The sequence below is a fragment of the Hahella sp. HN01 genome, from assembly GCF_018986435.1.
GTDB lineage: Bacteria > Pseudomonadota > Gammaproteobacteria > Pseudomonadales > Oleiphilaceae > Hahella.
On the sequence record NZ_JAHMIN010000009.1, the window covers coordinates 182,954 to 203,914 of the forward strand.

Genomic DNA, 20,961 nt, shown 5'->3' on the forward strand with positions numbered 1-20,961 from the left:
GTCACAAGCGCATGCAGGCGCGTTTCCGGGAAAGGCCGTTGTCCGGCCCAATCAGTCAATAGCGGGCAGGGAGCGCCGCCCGAAAGCGCGTCGGCAAGTAACGAGTTGTATTCAGGAGAAGCTTTTGTCAAACAACTACAACGCCGACTCCATTGAGGTCCTCAATGGCCTGGACCCGGTTCGCCGCCGTCCGGGTATGTATACGGACACCTCGCGCCCCAACCACCTCGCCCAAGAGGTCATCGACAACAGCGTTGACGAGGCGCTGGCGGGACACGCGCGACAAGTGGACGTCGTACTGTACAAAGACGGCTCTCTGTCCGTAACCGACGACGGTCGCGGCATGCCGGTGGACATCCACAAAGAAGAAGGGATGCCCGGCGTTGAGCTGATCCTGACCAAGCTTCACGCAGGCGGTAAGTTCTCCCATAAAAACTACCAGTTCTCCGGTGGTTTGCATGGGGTGGGCGTATCTGTTGTGAACGCACTGTCCCTGAATCTGGAAGTGTTGATCCGTCGCGACGGCAAAGTGCATCGCATTACCTTCGCCAACGGCGATAAAGCTTCAGATCTGGAAGTGATCGACACCTGCGGCAAGCGCAACACCGGCACCACGGTGACTTTCCTGCCTGACCCCAAGTACTTCGATTCTCCCAAGTTTTCCGTTCTGCGCCTGCGCCATGTGCTGCGCGCCAAAGCGGTATTGTGCTCCGGTCTGAAAGTCACCTTTAAAGACGAAAACACCGGCGAGAAAGACGAGTGGTATTACGAAGACGGTCTGAAAGACTATCTGAGCGGCGCCACCAACGAATTCGTCACCTTGCCGCAGCAGCCTTTTATCGGGCAGATGGCGGGCAATACGGAAGCGGTGGACTGGGCGGTGCAGTGGCTGCCGGAAGGCGGCGAACTGATTGCAGAAAGCTATGTCAACCTAATTCCCACAGCCCAGGGCGGCACCCATGTCAACGGTCTGCGCACTGGCCTGCTGGAAGCGCTGCGGGAGTTCTGTGAGTTCCGTAACCTGCTGCCGCGCGGCGTTAAGTTGTCCCCGGAAGACGTCTGGGATCGCTGCGCCTATGTGCTGTCGGTGAAGATTCAGGAGCCCCAGTTCTCCGGTCAGACCAAAGAGCGTCTGTCCTCTCGTGAATGCGCCACCTTCGTTTCCGGTGTGGTGAAAGACTCTTTCAGCCTGTGGCTGAACAAACATACGGCGGAAGCGGAGCAACTGGCGGAACTGGCCATCAACAACGCCCAAAGCCGTTTGCGCGCCGCCAAGAAAGTCGCGCGTAAAAAAATCACCAGCGGCCCGGCGCTGCCCGGCAAGCTGGCCGACTGTAGCGGCAGCGATGCGATGCGCGGCGAACTGTTCCTGGTGGAAGGGGACTCTGCAGGCGGTTCCGCGAAACAGGCTCGCGACAGGGAATTTCAGGCGGTGATGCCCTTGCGCGGAAAAATACTTAATACCTGGGAAGTGGATTCTGAGCAGATTCTGGCGTCACAGGAAGTACACGATATCGCTGTGGCTATTGGCGTCGACCCGGGCTCCAGCAATCTGGAAGGGCTGCGCTACGGCAAGATCTGCATTCTGGCGGACGCCGACTCAGATGGCCTGCATATCGCCACCTTACTGTGCGCGTTATTCGTCAAGCACTTCCGCCCGCTGGTGGAAGCCGGCCACGTCTTCGTCGCCATGCCCCCGTTATACCGCATCGATGTGGCGAAAGACGTCTACTACGCCCTCGACGACTATGAAAAGCAGGGGATTCTCGACCGTATCGCCGCCGAGAAGAAAAAAGGCAAACCCAACGTCCAACGCTTCAAAGGCCTGGGTGAAATGAACCCCCTGCAACTCCGCGAAACCACCATGGCCCCCGACACCCGTCGTCTGGTGCAACTCACCGTGGAAGCCGCCGACGACACCGAAGAAAAAATGGATATGCTCCTGGCCAAAAAACGCGCCTCCGACAGACGCGAATGGCTCGAAAGCAAGGGGAACCTGGCTGAGATTGCAGTTTGATTCTTGGCTAGTCACCTCGGAGTGGAAAGCGGATTACCCGCTTTCCACTCGACACTTTTTCTGCTTGTTCAAGCATCCAACAGAAAAACGAATAGCTACCCTGTTTTTTTCTATGAAATCAAAGACTAGATTAATAACCGTCAACGACGCTCGATATGTCTGGTTGGTCGATGAAGTAGAGTGGAACCTGCTCAAGTTAAAAGTCTGGCGGGAAGGGGAAAAGAGCGCCCCTTGGTTTACATTGGATAAAGACGTGAATATTCCGTGGCGATTTTCCCCTGAGATTGCCGAGACTACTCCTGACATTGCTTTTTCAGTGGCGCCCAAGCTGGTGGCGGAAGCTATCAGGCAGATCGGCTCGCAATTTGGCTTCCCTGGCGAAAATAGCAAAACTTTAAATCTGTGCGTCAGCGCTGACGGCAAGTCCATTTTGCCGTTATCAGCAGAGGCGTCGCTAAGCTTCTAAGCACCCTCAACTCTCTCCCTCAAAATCCTCGCCAGCGCTTCCAGAGCGTCTTCTGGAAAGCCGCTTAAGCCGGGGATATCGTTGCTTTCCAGCAGGATAAATTCGCCGTCTTCGGTTTCCAGAAAGTCCAGGCCGAGTATGTCCGCATTCAGGTGGTCCATTGCGATTTGGGTTTGTTCTCGCAAATTGTCTGGGACCGGCATCAGTTGAAAGTCCAAGGTTTCGATGTTGGCTTTCCAGCGGGCGCCGCGGCGGGACATGGCCCACATCCTGTCGCCGATAGCGAGACAGCGGATGTCGCGGACGTAAGGGATGTAGTCTTCCAGCGTCACGTAGTCATTGGATATGAATGTCAGGTCCTTGATGTCCGACCAGGAGGTTGCGTTTTCCGCCAGGGCTTTGCCGTAACCGCCGTGGAAATTGCCGACCTTAACCACCGAGGGCAGGGGAGGATCGACTTTATCCAACAGGCTCTCGCCGATGGCGATAGTATGCGGCGACACGGTCAGGCCTGCTTCCTGCAGTTCCGCCAGCATGGATAAACGATCATAGCCACGCAGCAAGGTGCGTGCTGGATTTACGCAGGGAACGCCGGCGAAACGAATCAGTTCAAGGACGCTACGATGGGACTCGTCCGGCTTAACTGCGCCAAGACGCCACAACACCGCGTCCGCCCGCACGACGCCGGAAGCGTCAAACACCCAAAGCCGGTTGTCGTGATACAGCCATTTGCTGGTTTGCAGGCGCCGGTAATGCACCTCATGACCGGTCAGGTATTTTGGCCAGTATTGCTCGCCGTTCACCACGATGATGGAAGCCATAGAGTCCTCGAAACTTAGTCAATAACACTAAATTGGATGGTTGGATTTATTTAGCTGGAACGCACAACGACGGTGCCGGCGAGCTTGTCATGGAAGCCTTGCTTTTTCGGGTCCCAGGCGACCCACAGAAAACCCAGGCCCAGAGGCAGTAATGACAGGTAGTAAGCGAAATAACGCCCGATCATTTGGCCCTTAGATGGCTTGGCGCCTGTTTTTGCGTCGACGATGACGGCGTTAACCAGCATTTTTCCTGGCGTGGCGGAGCGGTAGATCCAGAATAAAATGACCGCGAGCGCCGGGAAGACATAGTTGAGCAGCACATCAGCCGTGCCCGCGATAAACGTCTCACCATCGAAATAACTGAAGCCGTATAGAGAGATCAGAATCGGATAGGAGATCGCCATCATAATCAGCGTATCGATAATGCTGGCGCCGGTTCTCGCCCAGAAACCGACATAGTCCATATCTTCCTGGTGAATTTCTGGAGTCAATTCCGCCTGAGGAGCTTGGTAGGGATTCATTGAGTTACCTTATACATCCGAGTATCTAAAATTGAAGCTGTTTAGGATAACAGGTAATGAATCTCGGTGGATGGATTGTAGGAGAGGGGAGAGCGCCTTTATTAAGGTATGAGGATAGAAAAGCCCCCGGCGGACCATGCCGCCGAAGGCTGAGGATAGATTACAGAGGACGGCGTTGCAGTCCCTCTTCTTCCGATTCAAGGGCGCTGTCTTTGCTGATCGACAGGCTTCTCAGCATTAGAGGCGGATCTTGCGGGGTTACGCCGGTCCAGTCCTCCAGCATGGAGTAGGCTCGGCCCTTATCACGCTCGTTCAAAGTGAGGATGTCGGAGCCGTGATTGCCGCCTTTCACCATAAAGGTGCGAGTGCCGCGACGGTTGGAGTCCGGGATAAAGAAGGCCGCCGCAGACCATGGGTCGATTTCACCGTAGATCATGATCACGTTTTTGCTTCTCATCGTCGCAAATTCGGCGATATCCCACATGGCTCTGTGATCGAAGCGCTGGGTCGGCCATTCGCTGACATAAGCGCTGTAATCGTTTGGATCGTACATCAGCAAGTTACGCATATGGCTGGTGAGCAGACGGGGATACCCCAACTGGGTGATCGCTTGGTAGAAATAGGCTTCATATTGCTCAAGGCCAGAATCCGTAACGAAGGTCAACGGACCCCAGGCCAGCATGAAATCGAACAGCTCCTGGTCACTGGCGTCTTTAGCGGGAATATCTTTGCAGTATTCCAGATCTCCGTACTGATAGAACTGGAAGTACAACTCGCCGATGGTCAGGTCCAGTACGCGATCCAGACCGCCTTCGAGATTGAACTCCAGGCCGTTTTCAGTTGCATAGGTCTGGATGTAAGCCTTCATGGTTTCCCGGCGCTTCAACACTTCGCGCTGGTAGCGCTTGAGCGTTTCACGACAGGCGCGTGGGCCGACTTCTTCCTGGAACGTCACATAGCGGGGGTCCAGACGGCCAAAGCTCTGCGGCGCTACATTGGCCACGGTGCCGTCTACGTCATTGGGGAAAAAGCGGCGGTGATACATGGCTGTCATACCGCCTTTACTGGCGCCGCGAGAAATCCACTTACCACTGTAGAACGGACGAATCGCCTGCACGATGCGATGATGATCTGAAGCCGCCTGCTTGATTGTTAGATACTGCCAATCCAAAGGATCTGGTCTGGATTCCGCAAAGTAGCGGTGCTCAATTTTTAGCTGGCTGGCGTTGAGCACTTTGGTGAGGTTGTAGCGGTAGGTGCTGACGGAAATGTTATAACCGTTTGTGGCCAACACCATCGGCGCTTCCGCAGATTTATGCAGCAACACCATGCGCTGCTTGAAAGTTCCCATGGCGGGGTTAGCGTGATCGATGGGCTGCTCGTAACGGATCAGAATGTAGCGGTAGCCTTCCGGTGGGTTGTCCAGCTCTTCCGCTTCCATTCCAGGCACGCCATTGAGGTATTCCAGAATGTCCTGGTCGGGCGCTTGATTGGCGTAGCCGGCGCTGGATAGAAAAAGGGAGATGAGAAACGCGAAAAATAACGAATAAGGTGATTTTCTAAGCATATCCTTTGTCGCCTTGAAAAATGAGTTCCTTTTCCAGGCAGGGAGGCGGCTGTTTTAAACCTGCTCCGAGGCGGTCTAACGCGCTAAGCGCTCGTCATTCCTGCAAGAGTGGTTAGATTATTATTCTTAAGATTAAGAATCCTCAGCTGATCCGTGCCCGGGATTTATTATTGAGAGTAGGGTCCTTGGTTGTCTGGGTAGCCATGCTCCTTTAGCTGCGCGATAGGAACGCCATTATAGCCATGAAGAACGACGGATTTAAACGAGTAAGTCAGTAAGCGGCCGCATACCATCGCGGCTGCTTCATGATGAGCAGGTTAGACAAATGCCTCCCGCCCAGTCTGGCGGCGCGTCGGCGTATCGTTCTGCGCCGGGTTGTGCGTTGAAGGGATTTTTAACGATGCGAAGCAGGTTTTGCACCAGCAGGTAATCGCCCTGATGCGCTTCCCGGATGGCTTCTTCAAGCATGTAATTACGCAAAATGTACTCAGGATTAACCTGCTGCATGGCCTGTGTTCTGTCCGGAACAGTGGCGGCGGATGTCTCTACCTGTTTTCTATAGTCTCTCTTCCAGTTTGAAAAAGCGCGGCTATCGCAACTCAGGTCAGACATGAAAGCGAGACTGCTTTCGCTGCCATCGTAGCCACCCAAGGCTCGCATAAAGCGATTCATGTCAGTGCTGTGAGTAGTGAAGAGAGTAAGCAGTTCGTCTATGAGTCGACGTTGCTCACTATCTTGAGCTCCCAGAGTCGTCGCACTGAAGCCCAGACGCTGCGCCATTTTTCCGTAAAAGGCGGCGCTGTAGCGCTCGGCGAAACCATCAAGCGCCGACTTTAATTCTTCCAGCGGAATCAACGGCAGTAACGCTTGAGCCAAGGCGGAGAGGTTCCACAAAGCAATACCGGGTTGTTGCTTGAACGCGTAACGCCCAGCGGTATCGTTTTTATTGCTGATGTAGTTGGGATCGTAGCTATCCAGAAAGGTGAAAGGGCCGTAATCAAAGGTTTCCCCGATGATAGACATGTTGTCCGTATTCATCACCCCATGTACGAAGCCATAGCTTTGCCATTGCGCGACTAAGTCAGCCGTGCGGTTGCGGACTTCATTGAACATGGCGAGGTAGGGATTCTCCGCTTCTTGCAGGCCGGGGAAATAGCGCTCGATACAATAATCCGCCAACAATTTGAGGTCGTCATGCTGGCCTAGATAATAAAAATGCTCGAAGTGACCAAAGCGAATATGGCAAGGGGTGACGCGCAGCACCATCGCGCAAGGTTCCATGCCGTTACGCATGGTGTATTCCTCACTGCCTACCAGACATAGCGCGCGGGTGCTGGATATGCCGAGGCCGCTCATCGCGGCGCTGACCAGATACTCTCTGATACTGGAACGCAGCACGGCGCGACCGTCGCCGAAGCGGGAGTATGCAGTACGCCCGGCGCCTTTCAGATGCAGATCCAGACGTTGGTTATCCGCAGCCATGACCTCGCCCAGCAGCAGACCGCGCCCATCTCCCAATTCCGGGTTGTAATGCCCAAACTGATGCCCTGCGTATTTCATCGCAATGGATTCACCAGCCTCAAGCGCGTCGCCGCCACCGCAATAGCGCGCCAGTTCTTCAGGATTAATGTGGCGCCGGTCCAGCCCAAGAGTCTCCGCCACGTCTCCGTTAAAGCTGATTAAATGCGCGTCTTCCAGCGGCGTCTGCGCTACTTTTTGATAAAAGTGCGAAGGCAGACGGGCGTAGCTGTTATCGAAGGTTAGAGCGTTCAGGGACTTGGCGGCGGACGACATATGCAGACTCAGAATGGGCTTGGGGTGATGGCGCTTACCTTAACATAAGCGCATTTTCCGCGCGCCCTTCCGGGAAAAACAACTAAGTAAATTTAACTTGGTAAAATTAACGGAGGCGCCTTTTTACCCTAACGGATTATGCTGGCGTTGAAAGTAAACGTAGCGTCAAGCCTCGCAGGGTGCGCAGGCGAACACTGCGCCTGCGCAACGCCTCCCTGTACGCCTTTCTCTGCGTACTTTCAAAACATACCGATATCAAAAAATGGATTACATAATATGAAAAAAGGAATCATGGCGGCGCTGACTGCGGCGGCATTTTTTTCTGGCGGCGCAACGGCGGATAATGCTCTCTTAACCACTCACCCCAACCTCATTAATGAGGATATTGAAATCTACGACTTCGCCTATGGCGGCTCGGGTTGCCCATCCGGTTCCGCCAGTGCGGTAATGTCCCCCGACTACTCCAAAATCAGTATGTTCTTTGACCAATATACTGCAGACTCCACCACCGCAGATTCCGGCCGCGTCCGTAAGAGCTGTAACCTGGGCGTCGCCGTTCGCGTCCCCCATGGTCTGACCGTGGCGCTGGTGGCGCTGGACTATCGTGGATACGTAGACAACGCGCCGGGCGCTTATGCATCGCTACAGGCGAGTTACTTCTTTGCGGGCGAGTCCGTCGGCTCACGCCTGAACAAAGAGTGGATGGACCCGGAAAATCCGGTTGTAGAGGACTTCCTGGTCGAAGATAACTTCCGTATTGGCTCGATTTCCTGGTCCCCCTGTGGGGAAGACGCGATTATTCGCGCGAATACCAGCATCAAAGCCTATAAAGCAGCGGATGGCGGCAAAGCGGAGATCCAGCTGGATACTGTCGACGCCTCTTCCAAGATTGAGTATCAATTGCAGTGGGATACCTGCCAGCAGCCTTGAGGGCGCTTGCGGGACATAACGCTGAATAAGCGCGGTTTCTGGCATTAGAAGATCAGGAACGAATTGATCCGCCCGGGGCGAAACTGCAGGAGCAGTCTTTCGCCCCGGGCGGTCTTGCCTTTGGCTCGTCAGTCATGAATGTGACGGCCGTGCGATGGCTAGTACGGGATTTTATGGGGACAGTAACGGACGTTAGGGGAAAAGCTTGTAACCGCTTTTCCTTCTGGCGCGAAATATTTTTCTCAACTCTTCCTTGAGATGATCTGGATTATTGCAGTAAATGGGTTTACAGCTTCCGTTGCGCGCATCCAGTTTGCCGGACACGCACAGAATCTCCAGGCGGCCGAACAGGTCCCGTTGAATGCTGGCCCGGTAAAATCGACGTTGTTTCGGGTGTTCCCATCGAATCATCTTAAATACTCTAAAGTCGGTTATATTCGGCGGATTTGTATCGGCGACATTCGCCGGATGTGCATAATCTTTCCCTTTATGCATCATCGGCGCCGCTCCGATATCCGGCTGATCTAAGCCTGACGTCGCTTGCGGACAAGGCTCATCAACGCAACTGAGGAGCGTTCCCAACAGGGTCCTGTCTATGGACCATGAAAAGGGTTGCGGAGTTTATCTAAACCGGGGCGAAAAAGACACCCTCTCAACGCTTAAACCGCTTAATTTTTATTTGCTTTGGTTACTCCATAAACAGCCTGCCAGTCACTTCAGCAAAGGGACAATAGCTCAATACCAATAGCCATGCCAATACCGTTTTGGCCGATTGGCGCGACCTCTTAACAAGCCCTGTGGACAGGGCTCTGAGTGGGAAAATACCAAACCTTCCTCAGGACTTTGCTGCATCAGATCAAGCAGGCGTTGTATTCTCTTTTCAGTCGGTGGATGCGTCCTGAACAGGGAGGGCTGAGACTCCCCACGCCCCGGAGCGAAGATACGCTCCATCCAGCTTCCCTGCCGCTCCTCAATGGCCCGTAAAGCGGAGGCCAACCCGGCAGGGTCTCCGGTCAATTGAGCCGCCGTAGCGTCAGCCAGGTACTCGCGGGTGCGCGACAGGCCCAATTGCAGTAGAGAGAAGGAAAGGATAAAAGAGCAGAGTCAAAATGATTGTCCAATCGACGGACATCGCCCCCAGCCAGATCAGAGGAAGGTTAATCAGCAGTAAAAACTGACCAATATGAGTCAGCAGAAACACCAATCGGCTGATACTGTCGGCAATCATCATGACCCGCACATCGCCATTGCGAATATGCGCGATTTCATGCGCCAACACACCAGCCAGCTCCCGCTGAGAAAGAGAGTGCAGCAGGCCCTGTGAAACCACAATCGCAGCGTCGTCCCTACCGCCTATTGCAAAGGCGTTCAGGACACTGCTGGGCGCAATGTAAAGCTTGGGCGTATTCGATAGCTCCGCGCGTTCGTTCAGAGCCTGAATCAATCGATACAACCCCGGAGCCTGGGCGAAAGGCAGATATTGCGCTTTGTAGGCGTGAATCAACATGTCCGGGGCCAGCCTCGGCGTAACCAATAGCGAGACGATGACGACGCCCGCCAAAGCATAAGCCGCCATCGCCCCAAAAAACCAACTCGCCAGCACCCAGGCCAGAAAACTCATGCCACCAAGAATCAGCACGGAATGAACGGCATTAATCATCCGATGCCGTTTAATCCGCCAACTATCCACGGAAAGCACTGCAACGCCTCCTATTTATAGCGAACCGTTACTTAACTTGAGAGCCTTACCTATATATCAGGCCGACGAAGCGGAATGAAAAGTCCCACGATTGAAAAACAGACGACGAAGACAGAATAAGGCGCAATGCAAATGGGGACTGGAAAAGCGCTCTTGAAATCGGGTAAAGTACGCCCCATATTACGATCATCGGGGACGACTTGGTTTCGACGCCGGTTACAAACCCTGAGGTGCATGTCGAGTGGACAGTAACACTCGTACTCCAATTACTGTAAAAAATAGTCGCAAACGACGAAACTTACGCTCTAGCAGCCTAAGGGCTCTAGCACTCATGCCAAGGTGCTTGTACCGCGGTTTTTATGAGTGTCACCCATAACAAGCTAGCCTGTGCAGCTGCTCCAGTTGTACACGCGAAACTTCAGGAGATCGCCTTTTACACCCTGCCCTTCGGGTCGTAACGGGTTAACTGAATAGAGGGTCCTAAGCATGTAGAGCCAATGGCAGAGGACTGGCGGACGCGGGTTCAATTCCCGCCGTCTCCACCAAATTTGAAAGGCCAACCTTCTCGGGTTGGCCTTTTTTATTGCCTGCTCCTGCGTACTGTCGCGGGCTCCTGCGGGTTCTCGCGGACTTGGCGGCTCATCCCAAAACCGGGTGTTTGCCCCTGTTTCGCTCTCTCCCTGCCATTTCTCTCTCCACCCTCGCTCTCCGCTAACCTTGAAGTCCGCGACTTCCCCAAACCACTTTTCCTTTGTAAACAGCTAGTTACGCGGCGGACTAATCGAGCGGTTTGATTGCGGCATTGGGTAAGCGGGTTCAACAGCCGCAAAGTAAGAAAATTGTCCAACTCCATTCCACTCAGCGCTACCAATATGGACGGCGCGACTAGCATCGATAGTCATCAAGCGATAGCTACGCCGAGTCACACTAGCTCCCCCCATGGTAACGCTGGCGATAAAGACCTCCTACTTTGTTGGCGAGCAAGCATAGCATTACAATAGCGATAGAATTCGCACTGATAATGGCAATCTGCTCTCGGCCATAGCCTATTAAATGCGTGCCAGATAGACTATTAACGATTATAAGCAACTTTAGACCACCAGCCAGATACGAATCCCATGAACACCGAACCCTGGGTCACCGCCCTCGACGTTGCCCAACACTTGGGCGTCGCCAAAGATACCGTCTACCGCTGGCGCGAACGCAAAGGTCTTCCCGCCCACAAAATCGGCCGGCTGTGGAAGTTTCAGCTCTCCGAGGTGGATGAATGGGTGCGGTCCGGAGGCGCTGATGAAGACGGCAACGAGCAAACGAAGGAATGAGCAGCTATGGATAAACACCAGCTCAGCGAACGCGATATTTGCACAAAATTCATCACACCAGCCATTTTGCAAGCCGGTTGGCAGCAGAATCAGTTTCGTGAGGAAGTAAACCTGACGGACGGTCGCGTCATGGTGCGCGGCAAGATGGCGGCGCGAGTGAAAAATCCTGAAGCCAAAGGCGGTCCCAAGCGTGCTGATTACGTGCTTTACGCCATGCCTAATGTGCCGATTGCAATTATCGAAGCCAAGCAAGCCAAGTTTTCCGTGGGTCATGGTATGCAACAGGCATTAACCTATGCCGAGATGCTCGACGCGCCTTTTGCCATCAGCTGCAATGGCGAAGGCTTCTTATTGCATGATCGTACAGGCCTTACCCAGCCCGTTGAGCGCGAAGTTGATTTAACCGAGTTTCCATCGCTTGCGGATCTTTGGCGGCTATACCAGCAGTGGAAGGGGCTAACCGAACCTGAGGCGGTGAAATTGATTGAGCAGCCGTTTCACACTGATGGCAGCGGCAAAGAGCCTCGTTATTATCAGCGGGTTGCCATTAACCGCAGCATTGAAACTATTGCCAAGGGCCAACAGCGCATATTGCTCGTCATGGCGACTGGCACCGGCAAAACTTACACGGCCTTTCAAATTATCTGGCGCTTATGGAAGGCTAAAGCCAAAAAGCGCATTCTGTTTCTGGCTGATCGCAACATTCTGGTCGATCAAACCATGCAGCAAGATTTCGCCCCTTTCGGCGAGGTCATGCACAAGGTCACCAACCGCGAAGTCAAAAAGAACTACGAAATATATCTGGCACTATATCAGGCCGTTACTGGTCGCGAAGAGTGGAAGCAAATCTACCGTCAGTTTCCTTCCGACTTTTTTGATCTGGTTGTCATCGACGAATGTCACCGTGGCAGTGCCGCCGATGATTCTGCCTGGCGTGATGTATTGGAGTATTTCAACAGTGCCACCCACTTGGGCCTCACGGCCACACCCAAAGAAAAATCTCGACTCGACAAGAACAAAGAAGTTCGCGTAATCGACAATCCGGAATACAACTACAAGTACTTTGGCGAACCCATTTACACCTATTCGCTCAAGCAGGGCATTGAAGATGGTTTTCTTGCTCCCTACAAAGTGATTCGCATCGCCACCGATGTCGACGCCGTGGGCTACACGCCGGAAAAAGGCAAGGTCGATAAGCTGGGCCAATTAGTGGAGCAGCGCCAATACAACACCAAAGATTTTGATCGCAACTTGGTACTGGAAAAGCGCACCGAACTAGTGGCCAGTAAAGTCTGGGAATATTTAAAAGCTACCGACCCCATGGCCAAAACCATCGTCTTTTGTGACGATCAAGACCATGCCGAACGCATGCGACAAGCACTGGTCAAACTGATTCCAGCCGCCGCCAGCAACCGCCGCTATGTCATGCGCATTACCGGCGACGATAACGAAGGCAAAGCGCAGCTCTCGTATTTTATTGATAACGACGAGCCATACCCGGTCATTGCCACCACCTCCAAATTGCTCACGACCGGGGTGGATGCCAAAACCTGCAAGCTCATCGTGCTCGACCAGAACATCAACTCCATGACCGAGTTTAAGCAAATCATTGGTCGAGGCACCCGCCTGCGCGAGGATTATCAAAAGCTCTACTTCACCATCATGGATTTTAAGGGCGCCACCCGCCTGTTTGCCGACCCGGACTTCGATGGCGAACCGGTGGTGATTTACGAACCCAAGCCCGATGAACCCGTAGTGCCGCCTGAAGATATGCCGCCCGATACCACTCCCGGCATTGGTGAAATAGACCCGCCCCCATACGATCCCTGCACAACTGGCGATTTTGACGATGGCAGCGATACGAGAGGTGGAGGCCAAGGCCGTACCAAATACGTTATCGATAATGTGAACGTGCGCGTGGCGGTTAGCCGCGAACAATACCTGGATGCCGACGGCAAGCTGATCACCGAAGACTACCGCGTACTGTTAAAAGCCGATATTAAAAAAGCTCTACAGGCCGAATTTGGCAGCCTTACCGATTTCTTGCGCCGTTGGAATGAAGCCGATCGCAAACAGGCTGTATTGGAAGAACTGGCCGACCACGGCGTGCTACTCGATATTCTGCAACAGGCTGTACCCAACGGTGGAGAGCTGGACGCTTTCGATTTGGTTGCCCATGTTGCCTTTAACCAAAGGCCACTGACCCGCCGAGAGCGCGCCAACAAAGTCAAAAAGCGCGATGTCTTTGGCAAATACGGCGAGCAAGCCCGCGCCGTGCTCGAAGCCCTATTGGAAAAATTCGCCGACCACGGCGTGCAAGACATTGAAGATGCCAAAGTGCTTGAGCTGCCGCCGTTTGATCAGTTCGGCAGTAAAACCCAAATTCGCCGAGGCATTTTTGGCGGTGTTGATCAATACACCCAGGCCATCCATGAATTAGAACAAGCGCTTTATGACGATCAAAGCGCCTAAAAGAACTATTAGATAGGAAACACCATGAACCTCAGCAGCACCATTAAATCCATTCAGGACATCATGCGCAAAGACGACGGCGTCGATGGTGACGCCCAGCGCCTAGGCCAGCTCACCTGGATGTTATTTTTAAAAGTGCTCGACCAGCGCGAAGAAGAATGGGAAGACGATAACCCTAAATACACATCTCCACTGCCCAAAGACTTTCGCTGGCGCAACTGGGCCGCTTATGTGCCGGGTGCCAATGGCAAGAAAGCCCCACAAAAAGCCGCCAGCGACATCATTGGCTTTGTAAACAACCAGTTATTCCCTGCCTTAAAAGAACTGGATGCTAATGCCAGCGCCCAACACAAAGTCATTCGCAGCGTGTTTGAAGATGCCAACAACTACATGAAATCCGGCACTCAATTACTGGCTGTAATTGAAAAGCTCGAAGAAGCCATTAACTTTCACGACTTTAAAACCCGTGCCCAAATTGGCGATGTCTACGAGCAACTACTCAACGACCTGCGCGGCGCCGGTAATGCCGGTGAGTTTTACACCCCACGCGCCATCACCGCCTTTATGGCCGACCGCGTTAACCCACGCCTGGATAAACGCGAAACAGTCATGGACCCAGCCTGCGGTACCGGCGGCTTCTTAACCGCTGCTATTGACCACCTTCGTAACCAGCGAACCACTAAATCTGGTGCTGACGACCAGAAAGCAATTGAAGCAATGATTCGCGGCATCGAGAAAAAACAACTACCGCACCTGCTCTGCACCACCAATATGCTGCTTCACGGCATTGATGTCCCAAGCCAAATTGAACACAAAAACACATTAGGCAAGGGGTGGAATGAGTGGAGCAACAACGACAAAGTGGAATGCATTATCACTAATCCACCCTTTGGTGGTTATGAAGATGATACGGTGGGCGGCGACTACCCAGCCGACCTAAAAACCCGCGAAACCGCCGACATGTTTATGGCGCTGATCATCAAAAAACTGTTGAAAGAAAACGGCCGAGCCGCCGTGGTTCTGCCCGATGGCTTCTTATTCGGCGATGGCATTAAAGGCACGCTAAAAAAACTGCTGCTGCAAGAGTGCAAGCTGCACACCATTATTCGCCTGCCCAAAGGCGTGTTTGCCCCTTACACCACCATTAAAACCAACCTGCTGTTTTTTACTAAAGGCGCGCGGGTAGACGATGGTAGCGAACACTTTCACACCGACACCATCTGGTTTTACGAGCACCCCTATCCACCAGGCTATAAAAGCTACAGCAAAACTAAGCCCATTCGTTTGGAAGAATTTAAACCCGAGCAAGACTGGTGGGGTGATGAAAGTGACGACTTTGCCAGCCGCGAGGAAAACGAATTCGCTTGGAAAGTGGATTTCAAAGCCAAACGCGAACAGGCTGAAGCCGCCGCACAGCCACACTGGGCCAATGCTGAAAGCTTAAACAATGAGGCCAGCGCTCTGGATAACCGCATCCGTTATTTGCGCGATTCCATAAAAGGCGTCAGCGATAAAACTCAGCGCCAAAGCGTGGAAGACGACATCGAAATCTTAAAAGCCGAAAGCGAAGGCCTTCGCCTGAAAGCCCGTGATGCCCAAGCCGCGGGCGACCGCCTCTATTGGCCGATTTTTAACTTGGATTTAAAAAACCCCAAGGCGCCGGAAGAAGAAAGTCACGACCCGGACGAGCTGCTGATTAAATACAAAAAATTACTAGGCGAAATTGAAGAAACCGAAAACCAGCTCAAAAGTGAGTTGGCGGCGGCTTTAGCTCATCACTTTAGTGCGGAGACCGAAGACGCATGATCAAGCAGGTATTACCCGACAATTCGCCGTTGCTGAGTGATATCCGCACGCTGATCGAGCAAAGTCGCCAGCAACTCATCAGCACGGCGAACAGCGCCCTCACCAACCTTTATTGGCACATTGGCCAGCGCATTCACAATGAAATACTCAAAGGCGAGCGCGCTGCCTATGGCGAGCAAATTGTCTCAGCACTGTCGAGACAATTACAAAGCGATTATGGTCGGGGTTTTTCCAGCAAAAACCTGCGCCATATGCAGCGTTTTGCCGAAGCCTTTCCCGACGCCGAGATTGTCTCGACACTGTCGAGACAATTGTCCTGGAGCCATTTCTTAGAAGTGATCTACCTCGACAACCCTCTGCAACGGGATTTTTATTGCCAAATGTGCAGCCAGGAACGCTGGAGTGTGCGGCAATTACGCGAGCGTAAAAACTCCCTGTTGTTTGAGCGAACGGCGCTGTCCAAACAGCCCAAAGCCTTACTGGAACAAGAGCTAGAACAACTGCGTGAAAGCAAACAACTTGCATCTGCATTCGTTTTAAAAGACCCCTACCTGCTGGATTTTCTCGGCCTGAATGACCGCTATTTAGAAAAAGACCTGGAAGACGCCATTCTGCGCGAGCTGGAGCAATTTTTATTAGAACTGGGGGCAGGCTTTAGCTTTGTCGCCCGCCAAAAGCGCATCCAACTGGATAATGACGATTTTTATATCGACCTGCTGTTCTACAACCGCCGCCTAAAACGCCTGGTGGCCATCGACCTGAAACTGGGCGACTTTAAAGCCGAATACAAAGGCCAGATGGAGCTGTATTTGCGCTGGCTGGCCAAACACGAACAAGAAGAAGGCGAAGCCCCACCGCTGGGCATTATTTTATGCAGCGGTAAAAAACAGGAGCAAGTTGAATTGTTGGAACTGGATGCCAGCGGCATTCACGTAGCCGAGTACCTCACCGTGTTACCACCCAAAGAAGTATTACAAGCCAAACTGCACCAAGCCATAGAACGCTCGCGGGCGCGGTTGGAAAACCGTGGGGAGCAAGACTAATGGACGCACAACAGTTTTTGGCGGAGTTTGGGCATATTGCCAATGCGCTGAACGGGATAGTCAAACTTCGAGAGTTAGTCCTGCAACTAGCGATCTCAGGCCGTTTAGTAGAGCAAAATAGCAACGACATTTCTTCCGATGAATTAATCAGCGTTAACAAGAGAAATAAGCGAGAGTTAATAGAAAAAAAATTGCTAAAAAGAACGGCGGATCCAAGATCTATTCAGAAAAAGGAACAACCTTGGGAGCTTCCTGAAAAATGGACTTGGGTAAGGCTGGGCGCTGTTACAAATTATGGCGATGCACCAAAAGTTGAATTTAAAGATGTAACGCCAGATACATGGGTATTAGAGCTGGAAGATATTGAAAAAAGCTCGTCAAAACTTTTAAAGAAAGTTTTTGCTCATGAACGAAAATTTAAAAGTACGAAGAATGGGTTTCCTATTGGAGCAGTTCTTTACGGAAAACTTCGACCCTATCTCGACAAGGTATTGATCGCTGATACTGAAGGAGTTTGCTCGACGGAAATCAGCCCAATTTCATTTTATGAAAATATTAATGCGTATTATTTGAGATGGTATTTGAAATCGCCGTTCTTTATCTCTTATGCAAATGGATCAACCTATGGCATGAACCTTCCGCGTCTTGGTACTGATTCAGCACGTGAGGCTCTATTTCCTTTTCCCCCACTCGAAGAACAATCCCGCATTGTCGCCAAAGTCGATGAGCTGATGGCCCTATGCGATCAGCTAGAAGCGCAGCAACAAAAACGCCGCACCCTGCAAAACCACCTGCGCCAAGCCACCCTGCAAGCCGTCGCCGCCAGCCAAAGCCCGCACGAGCTGCAAGAAAGCTGGCAGCGCCTGCAAGCCAACTTCGGCCAACTATTTTCTGCGCCGGAGGATGTCGTTGCTTTCAAAGGGCTAATTCTCGACTTGGCCGTTTCCGGAAATTTATCCAATATAGAACACCGGCATGACTCAACAGGCGAGCAGCTACTGGAGGCGATTGCGCAGCGAAGAATTGCTTGGTTACATGAAGCGGAAGATCAGGAGAAAAAAGAAGCGCAGACCATGCTTAAAAAACTGCGCACCCAGCAGGTAAATCTTCCTGAGATAACTCTACCAGAGCATTGGGCTTGGGCAACCTTTTTGCAGGTTTCACAGGCCGTGGTCGACTGCCACAATAAGACCGCCCCTTATGTTGCAAACGGTATTCACTTGGTTCGAACAACCGATATTCGAAACGGGGAGATGAATCTAACGAACACGAAGAAAATTACCGAAGAAACTTTCGACTACTGGGCGAGGAGAATGCCACCGAAAGCTGGAGACATTTTTTTCACCCGTGAGGCACCAATGGGTGAAGCTGCAATCGTTCCCAAGAACGAAAAAGTATGTCTTGGCCAGCGCACAATGCTTATCCGCTTGTTTCCAGAGTTTTTTAACAATCGCTTTTTACTTTATGTGATTCGAAGCCCCAGCTTTCAAGCTCGAATGATTGAGGCGGCTATCGGAATGACCGTAAAACACCTGCGCGTTGGTGGTGTTGAGGATCTTGTAGTACCAGTTCCTCCTAAGCCTGAGCAGGACGCAATAGTCAGTATCATTGATTCACTCTTCAACATGTGTGATTACTTTGAGAAACAGCTATCGAAGAAGCAACGTCTTGCTGAGAACTTGGTAACAAGTTCGGTTTCCACCCTCACCGGCATCGCTATCGAACAAGAAGAGGAACCTATGAAAGCCCCACAAACTGAACTGGTGGCTCCAGTGCGTTTAGGCACGCCGCCGGATGTMAAAGATCAAGCCCACCTAGCCACGATTTTGGCCCGCCATAACGGCGAGATGAGCGCCAAAGATTTATGGCAGCGTTTTGGATTAGATAAAACTATTGATGAATTCTACGCGCAATTAAAAACTGAAGTGGCCCACGGCTGGCTGTTGGAACCCGAAGTCGCCGAAATGCGCGAGAAGGCAGAAAACTAAAAGGACAGGTAGTAAAAGGAAAAAGTATGCAGCTTCGATTTTTAGCCATTCCCGAGTTTCGTAACCTGCGCAATTTAGAGGTCAGTTTTGCCAGTGAACTGGAACCGGTTTCAGGCACATCAACTGGCCAGCAGCACAAACGCATTCGCAGCCATGCGCTGATTGGCCAGAACGGCACCGGAAAATCCAACTTAATCGAAGCGCTGATTACCCTGTTTCGCGATGTCGATCTCGACCGCGAAGCGGCCTTTGATTACACATTGGAATACGAGATTCGCGGCCACATCGTGCGCATCGAAGCCGATACTGCCAAACAAAAGCGCCCTTATGTATGGGTGAATGGTAAGAGTGAGTCACAAGGTTTTCTGGTAAAGCACGCGAGAGAATATTTGCCCGCACATGTATTCGCTTATTACTCAGGCAAAAATGAACGAATAGAGTCGCTATTTCGCACTCACCAAGAGCGCTACAAACAATTACTTCGGCAAGATGATGACGACTTGATGCGCCGCCTGTTTTATTGTCGAGGTGGGCATAGCCAATTGGTATTGTTGGCCTGTTTGTTATCTGACGATCCAGTATTTAAAAAGCTATTGGGCAATTTGCATATCGAAGCGATTGAATCCGCTTTGTTTGTGCTTAAAAAGCCATACGCTGCGAGAGATCTGGATGAGAAGGACATTGAGCTTGGTGATCCTCGATTCTGGTTTAGGCGAGGAACAGTAGTAAACGGGTTTCTCGATAAACTCTGGCAAGTGGCCTGGGCGCCGGTTCAGGAAACACGACAGGTTGCCGTTGATTTTCGACGCCGCCCGGAAAAGCAAGAGTTGCTTTATTTGTTTGTTCCCGACAATCAAAAACTCAAAAAATTAGGCGAAGAAGTCGGCACCCCTGAGCGCTTTTTTCGCTATGCCGAAGCTGCCTATATCGGTGACTTGCTGGAAGAAGTTCGCATTACGGTTAAAAAATCTAAGGGACACGGAGGGGACGTTGAATTCAAACAACTCTCCGAAGGTGAGCTGCAAATGCTCACTGTGTTGGGCCTGATGCGCATCACCCGCGAAGATCACTGTTTGTTTTTGCTCGACGAACCAGACACCCACCTAAACCCCATCTGGAAACTGCGCTACTTCGATGATATTGAAGGCGTATTGAGTTCAGAAAAAACTTCACTGGTACAAGGCGAATCACAAATTCTGATCACCACCCACGACCCAATGATGGTGGGCAGCCTTAAACGCGAGCAGGTGCATATTTTGCGCAAACAGGGTGACCGCTCCGTGATTGAATCCCCCGATGAACACCCACAGGGCATGGGTGTCACTGGCCTGCTAAAAAGCGAGTTATTCGGCCTGTCATCCACACTCGATATTGAAACCGAGCGCCGGCTGTTCCGCCGCAATGAGTTGTTCGTAAAGTCCCCTCGAACGCCTGAAGAAGATGCAGAACTTTCGCGACTTTCTGCCGAACTGGCCGATCTGGGATTTTCGACCGCCGATTTTCGCGACCCGGATTACGCTCTATTTGTTCGCAAAATGGCTCAGCACCGTAAATTTCGAAAGCCGGTATTAACGCCCGAGGAACAAGCCGAACAAGATCGTATCGCAGACGACATCATCAGTGAAATCCTTCGCGAGGAAACCGGCGAATGATATTTATCGACTTGGAGCACAAAAAGCCCACGGATACCGATATCCCTAACTGGGCACCCTGGACACAAGCGCAATGGGATGCCTGGCTGGCAAAATCCAATCAGCTCGTTGGAGAGTTAGCTGCGCTTGAAGCCGCCGGAAGGCACAATGAACGCAATGCACTGATTGACGCCAACAGCGCTCACTGGGGAGCGTTAAAAGCATGGCTATTAGCGCTGTCTGGCGGTAAGTGCTGGTTCTCGGAAGTGCGTGAGTTGTATTCACATTATGATGTCGAGCATTTTCGTCCCAAAAAGGAAGCAAAAGCCTTAGACGGAGCCAATCGCGACGGTTACTGGTGGTTGGCTTTTGACTACATGAATTTTCGTGTGTGCGGCAATGTGGGTAATCGTAAAAAAGGTGGCTGGTTTCCTTTACAGCACGGCTCTTTAGTTTCAACTTACGCTGCACAATGTGAAGAATCCGAAACTCGTTATTTACTTGACCCCATCGATGACGATGATGTCTCGCTCATTGCGTTTGATGAGGAAGGGAAAGTGATTCCTGCTCCCGGAACCTCTACATGGGAACAACAACGCGTCGAAGAAACCGTAAAACGACTAAAACTTAATGAACATGTCCCGCTAGCAGAAGAACGCCGTAAAGTGTGGCAGAAAGTGGATGGCTTGATCGAAGATTTCAACAAGGCGAAAACGCGGTGTGCCGCTGGCAATAATCCGGCTGCCAAAGCAAAGCTAATAGAGGTGCGTGCGAAAGTAAGGGAGATGACCAACCCAGCAGCGGAGTTGTCATCTGTCGCTCGCTGGTGCTTGTTACTTCGCAACGATCCACAACTGTCCAGGCTTGTGGGATGACGCTATGCC

The 20,961-nt window shown here is 52.0% G+C and carries 17 protein-coding genes and 1 other RNA gene; 11 read left to right on the plus strand and 7 right to left on the minus strand.

The window, feature by feature from the left end; translation table 11 throughout:
• The first annotated feature begins 124 nt into the window (after window positions 1–124).
• Window positions 125–2,017 (plus strand): DNA topoisomerase IV subunit B, encoded by a 1,893-nt coding sequence (gene parE / locus KP814_RS11235; protein ID WP_216736857.1) that lies wholly within the window; start codon window positions 125–127, stop codon window positions 2,015–2,017.
• Window positions 2,007–2,483: a hypothetical protein gene (locus KP814_RS11240; RefSeq protein ID WP_216736858.1), complete on the plus strand. Its 477-nt coding sequence runs from the start codon at window positions 2,007–2,009 to the stop codon at window positions 2,481–2,483. The genes parE and KP814_RS11240 overlap by 11 nt, the downstream gene beginning before the upstream one ends.
• On the opposite strand, the gene KP814_RS11245 is transcribed toward KP814_RS11240, so the two are convergent.
• The 4 genes from KP814_RS11245 to KP814_RS11260 form a co-directional block, all read right to left on the minus strand.
• Window positions 2,480–3,304: a RimK family alpha-L-glutamate ligase gene (locus KP814_RS11245; protein ID WP_216736859.1), complete on the minus strand. Its 825-nt coding sequence runs from the start codon at window positions 3,302–3,304 to the stop codon at window positions 2,480–2,482. The two genes, KP814_RS11240 and KP814_RS11245, sit on opposite strands and share 4 nt — an antisense overlap.
• 50 nt (window positions 3,305–3,354) lie before the next feature.
• Complete coding sequence (locus KP814_RS11250; RefSeq protein ID WP_216736860.1) at window positions 3,355–3,825, minus strand: RDD family protein; 471 nt, start codon at window positions 3,823–3,825, stop codon at window positions 3,355–3,357.
• Between the two features lie 160 nt (window positions 3,826–3,985).
• Entirely contained in the window at window positions 3,986–5,392 is a 1,407-nt protein-coding gene (locus KP814_RS11255; protein ID WP_216736861.1) for a S28 family serine protease, read from the minus strand.
• 303 nt (window positions 5,393–5,695) lie between these two features.
• On the minus strand, window positions 5,696–7,186 hold the full coding sequence (locus KP814_RS11260; protein ID WP_216736862.1) for a YdiU family protein: 1,491 nt from the start codon (window positions 7,184–7,186) through the stop codon (window positions 5,696–5,698).
• Window positions 7,187–7,462: 276 nt separating this feature from the next.
• Between KP814_RS11260 and KP814_RS11265 the strand changes: the two genes are divergently transcribed.
• Window positions 7,463–8,116, plus strand: coding sequence for a DUF4360 domain-containing protein (locus tag KP814_RS11265; protein WP_253938308.1), 654 nt, complete (start codon window positions 7,463–7,465; stop codon window positions 8,114–8,116).
• 192 nt (window positions 8,117–8,308) lie between these two features.
• Here the strand turns inward: KP814_RS11265 and KP814_RS11270 are convergent, their stop codons facing one another.
• The 3 genes from KP814_RS11270 to KP814_RS11280 form a co-directional block, all read right to left on the minus strand.
• Window positions 8,309–8,527: a WGR domain-containing protein gene (locus KP814_RS11270; RefSeq protein ID WP_127968804.1), complete on the minus strand. Its 219-nt coding sequence runs from the start codon at window positions 8,525–8,527 to the stop codon at window positions 8,309–8,311.
• Window positions 8,528–8,851: 324 nt separating this feature from the next.
• Window positions 8,852–9,184: a M48 family metalloprotease gene (locus KP814_RS33395; RefSeq protein ID WP_216736864.1), complete on the minus strand. Its 333-nt coding sequence runs from the start codon at window positions 9,182–9,184 to the stop codon at window positions 8,852–8,854.
• Window positions 9,150–9,815 carry a M48 family metalloprotease gene (locus KP814_RS11280; protein ID WP_216736865.1) on the minus strand — a complete coding sequence of 222 codons (666 nt, stop codon included), beginning with the start codon at window positions 9,813–9,815 and terminating at the stop codon, window positions 9,150–9,152. Before KP814_RS11280 ends, KP814_RS33395 begins: the two co-directional genes overlap by 35 nt.
• A gap of 191 nt (window positions 9,816–10,006) precedes the next feature.
• Here KP814_RS11280 and ssrA point away from each other — a divergent pair.
• The 8 genes from ssrA (at window position 10,007) to KP814_RS11320 (ending at window position 20,952) form a co-directional block, all read left to right on the plus strand.
• Window positions 10,007–10,360, plus strand: a transfer-messenger RNA (tmRNA) gene (gene ssrA, locus KP814_RS11285).
• A 573-nt stretch (window positions 10,361–10,933) separates the two neighbouring features.
• On the plus strand, window positions 10,934–11,137 hold the full coding sequence (locus tag KP814_RS11290; protein ID WP_216736866.1) for a helix-turn-helix domain-containing protein: 204 nt from the start codon (window positions 10,934–10,936) through the stop codon (window positions 11,135–11,137).
• Between the two features lie 6 nt (window positions 11,138–11,143).
• Complete coding sequence (gene hsdR / locus KP814_RS11295; protein WP_216736867.1) at window positions 11,144–13,609, plus strand: EcoAI/FtnUII family type I restriction enzme subunit R; 2,466 nt, start codon at window positions 11,144–11,146, stop codon at window positions 13,607–13,609.
• Window positions 13,610–13,633: 24 nt separating this feature from the next.
• Entirely contained in the window at window positions 13,634–15,415 is a 1,782-nt protein-coding gene (locus KP814_RS11300) for an N-6 DNA methylase (RefSeq protein ID WP_216736868.1), read from the plus strand.
• Window positions 15,412–16,458 carry a YhcG family protein gene (locus KP814_RS11305; RefSeq protein WP_216736869.1) on the plus strand — a complete coding sequence of 349 codons (1,047 nt, stop codon included), beginning with the start codon at window positions 15,412–15,414 and terminating at the stop codon, window positions 16,456–16,458. The genes KP814_RS11300 and KP814_RS11305 overlap by 4 nt, the downstream gene beginning before the upstream one ends.
• On the plus strand, window positions 16,458–18,446 hold the full coding sequence (locus tag KP814_RS11310) for a restriction endonuclease subunit S (protein WP_216736870.1): 1,989 nt from the start codon (window positions 16,458–16,460) through the stop codon (window positions 18,444–18,446). The genes KP814_RS11305 and KP814_RS11310 overlap by 1 nt, the downstream gene beginning before the upstream one ends.
• A gap of 26 nt (window positions 18,447–18,472) precedes the next feature.
• A complete protein-coding gene (locus KP814_RS11315; protein WP_216736871.1) occupies window positions 18,473–20,098 on the plus strand; it encodes an ATP-binding protein in 1,626 nt (541 codons plus the stop codon).
• Window positions 20,095–20,952, plus strand: coding sequence for a hypothetical protein (locus KP814_RS11320; protein ID WP_216736872.1), 858 nt, complete (start codon window positions 20,095–20,097; stop codon window positions 20,950–20,952). The genes KP814_RS11315 and KP814_RS11320 overlap by 4 nt, the downstream gene beginning before the upstream one ends.
• Window positions 20,953–20,961: the final 9 nt, after the last annotated feature.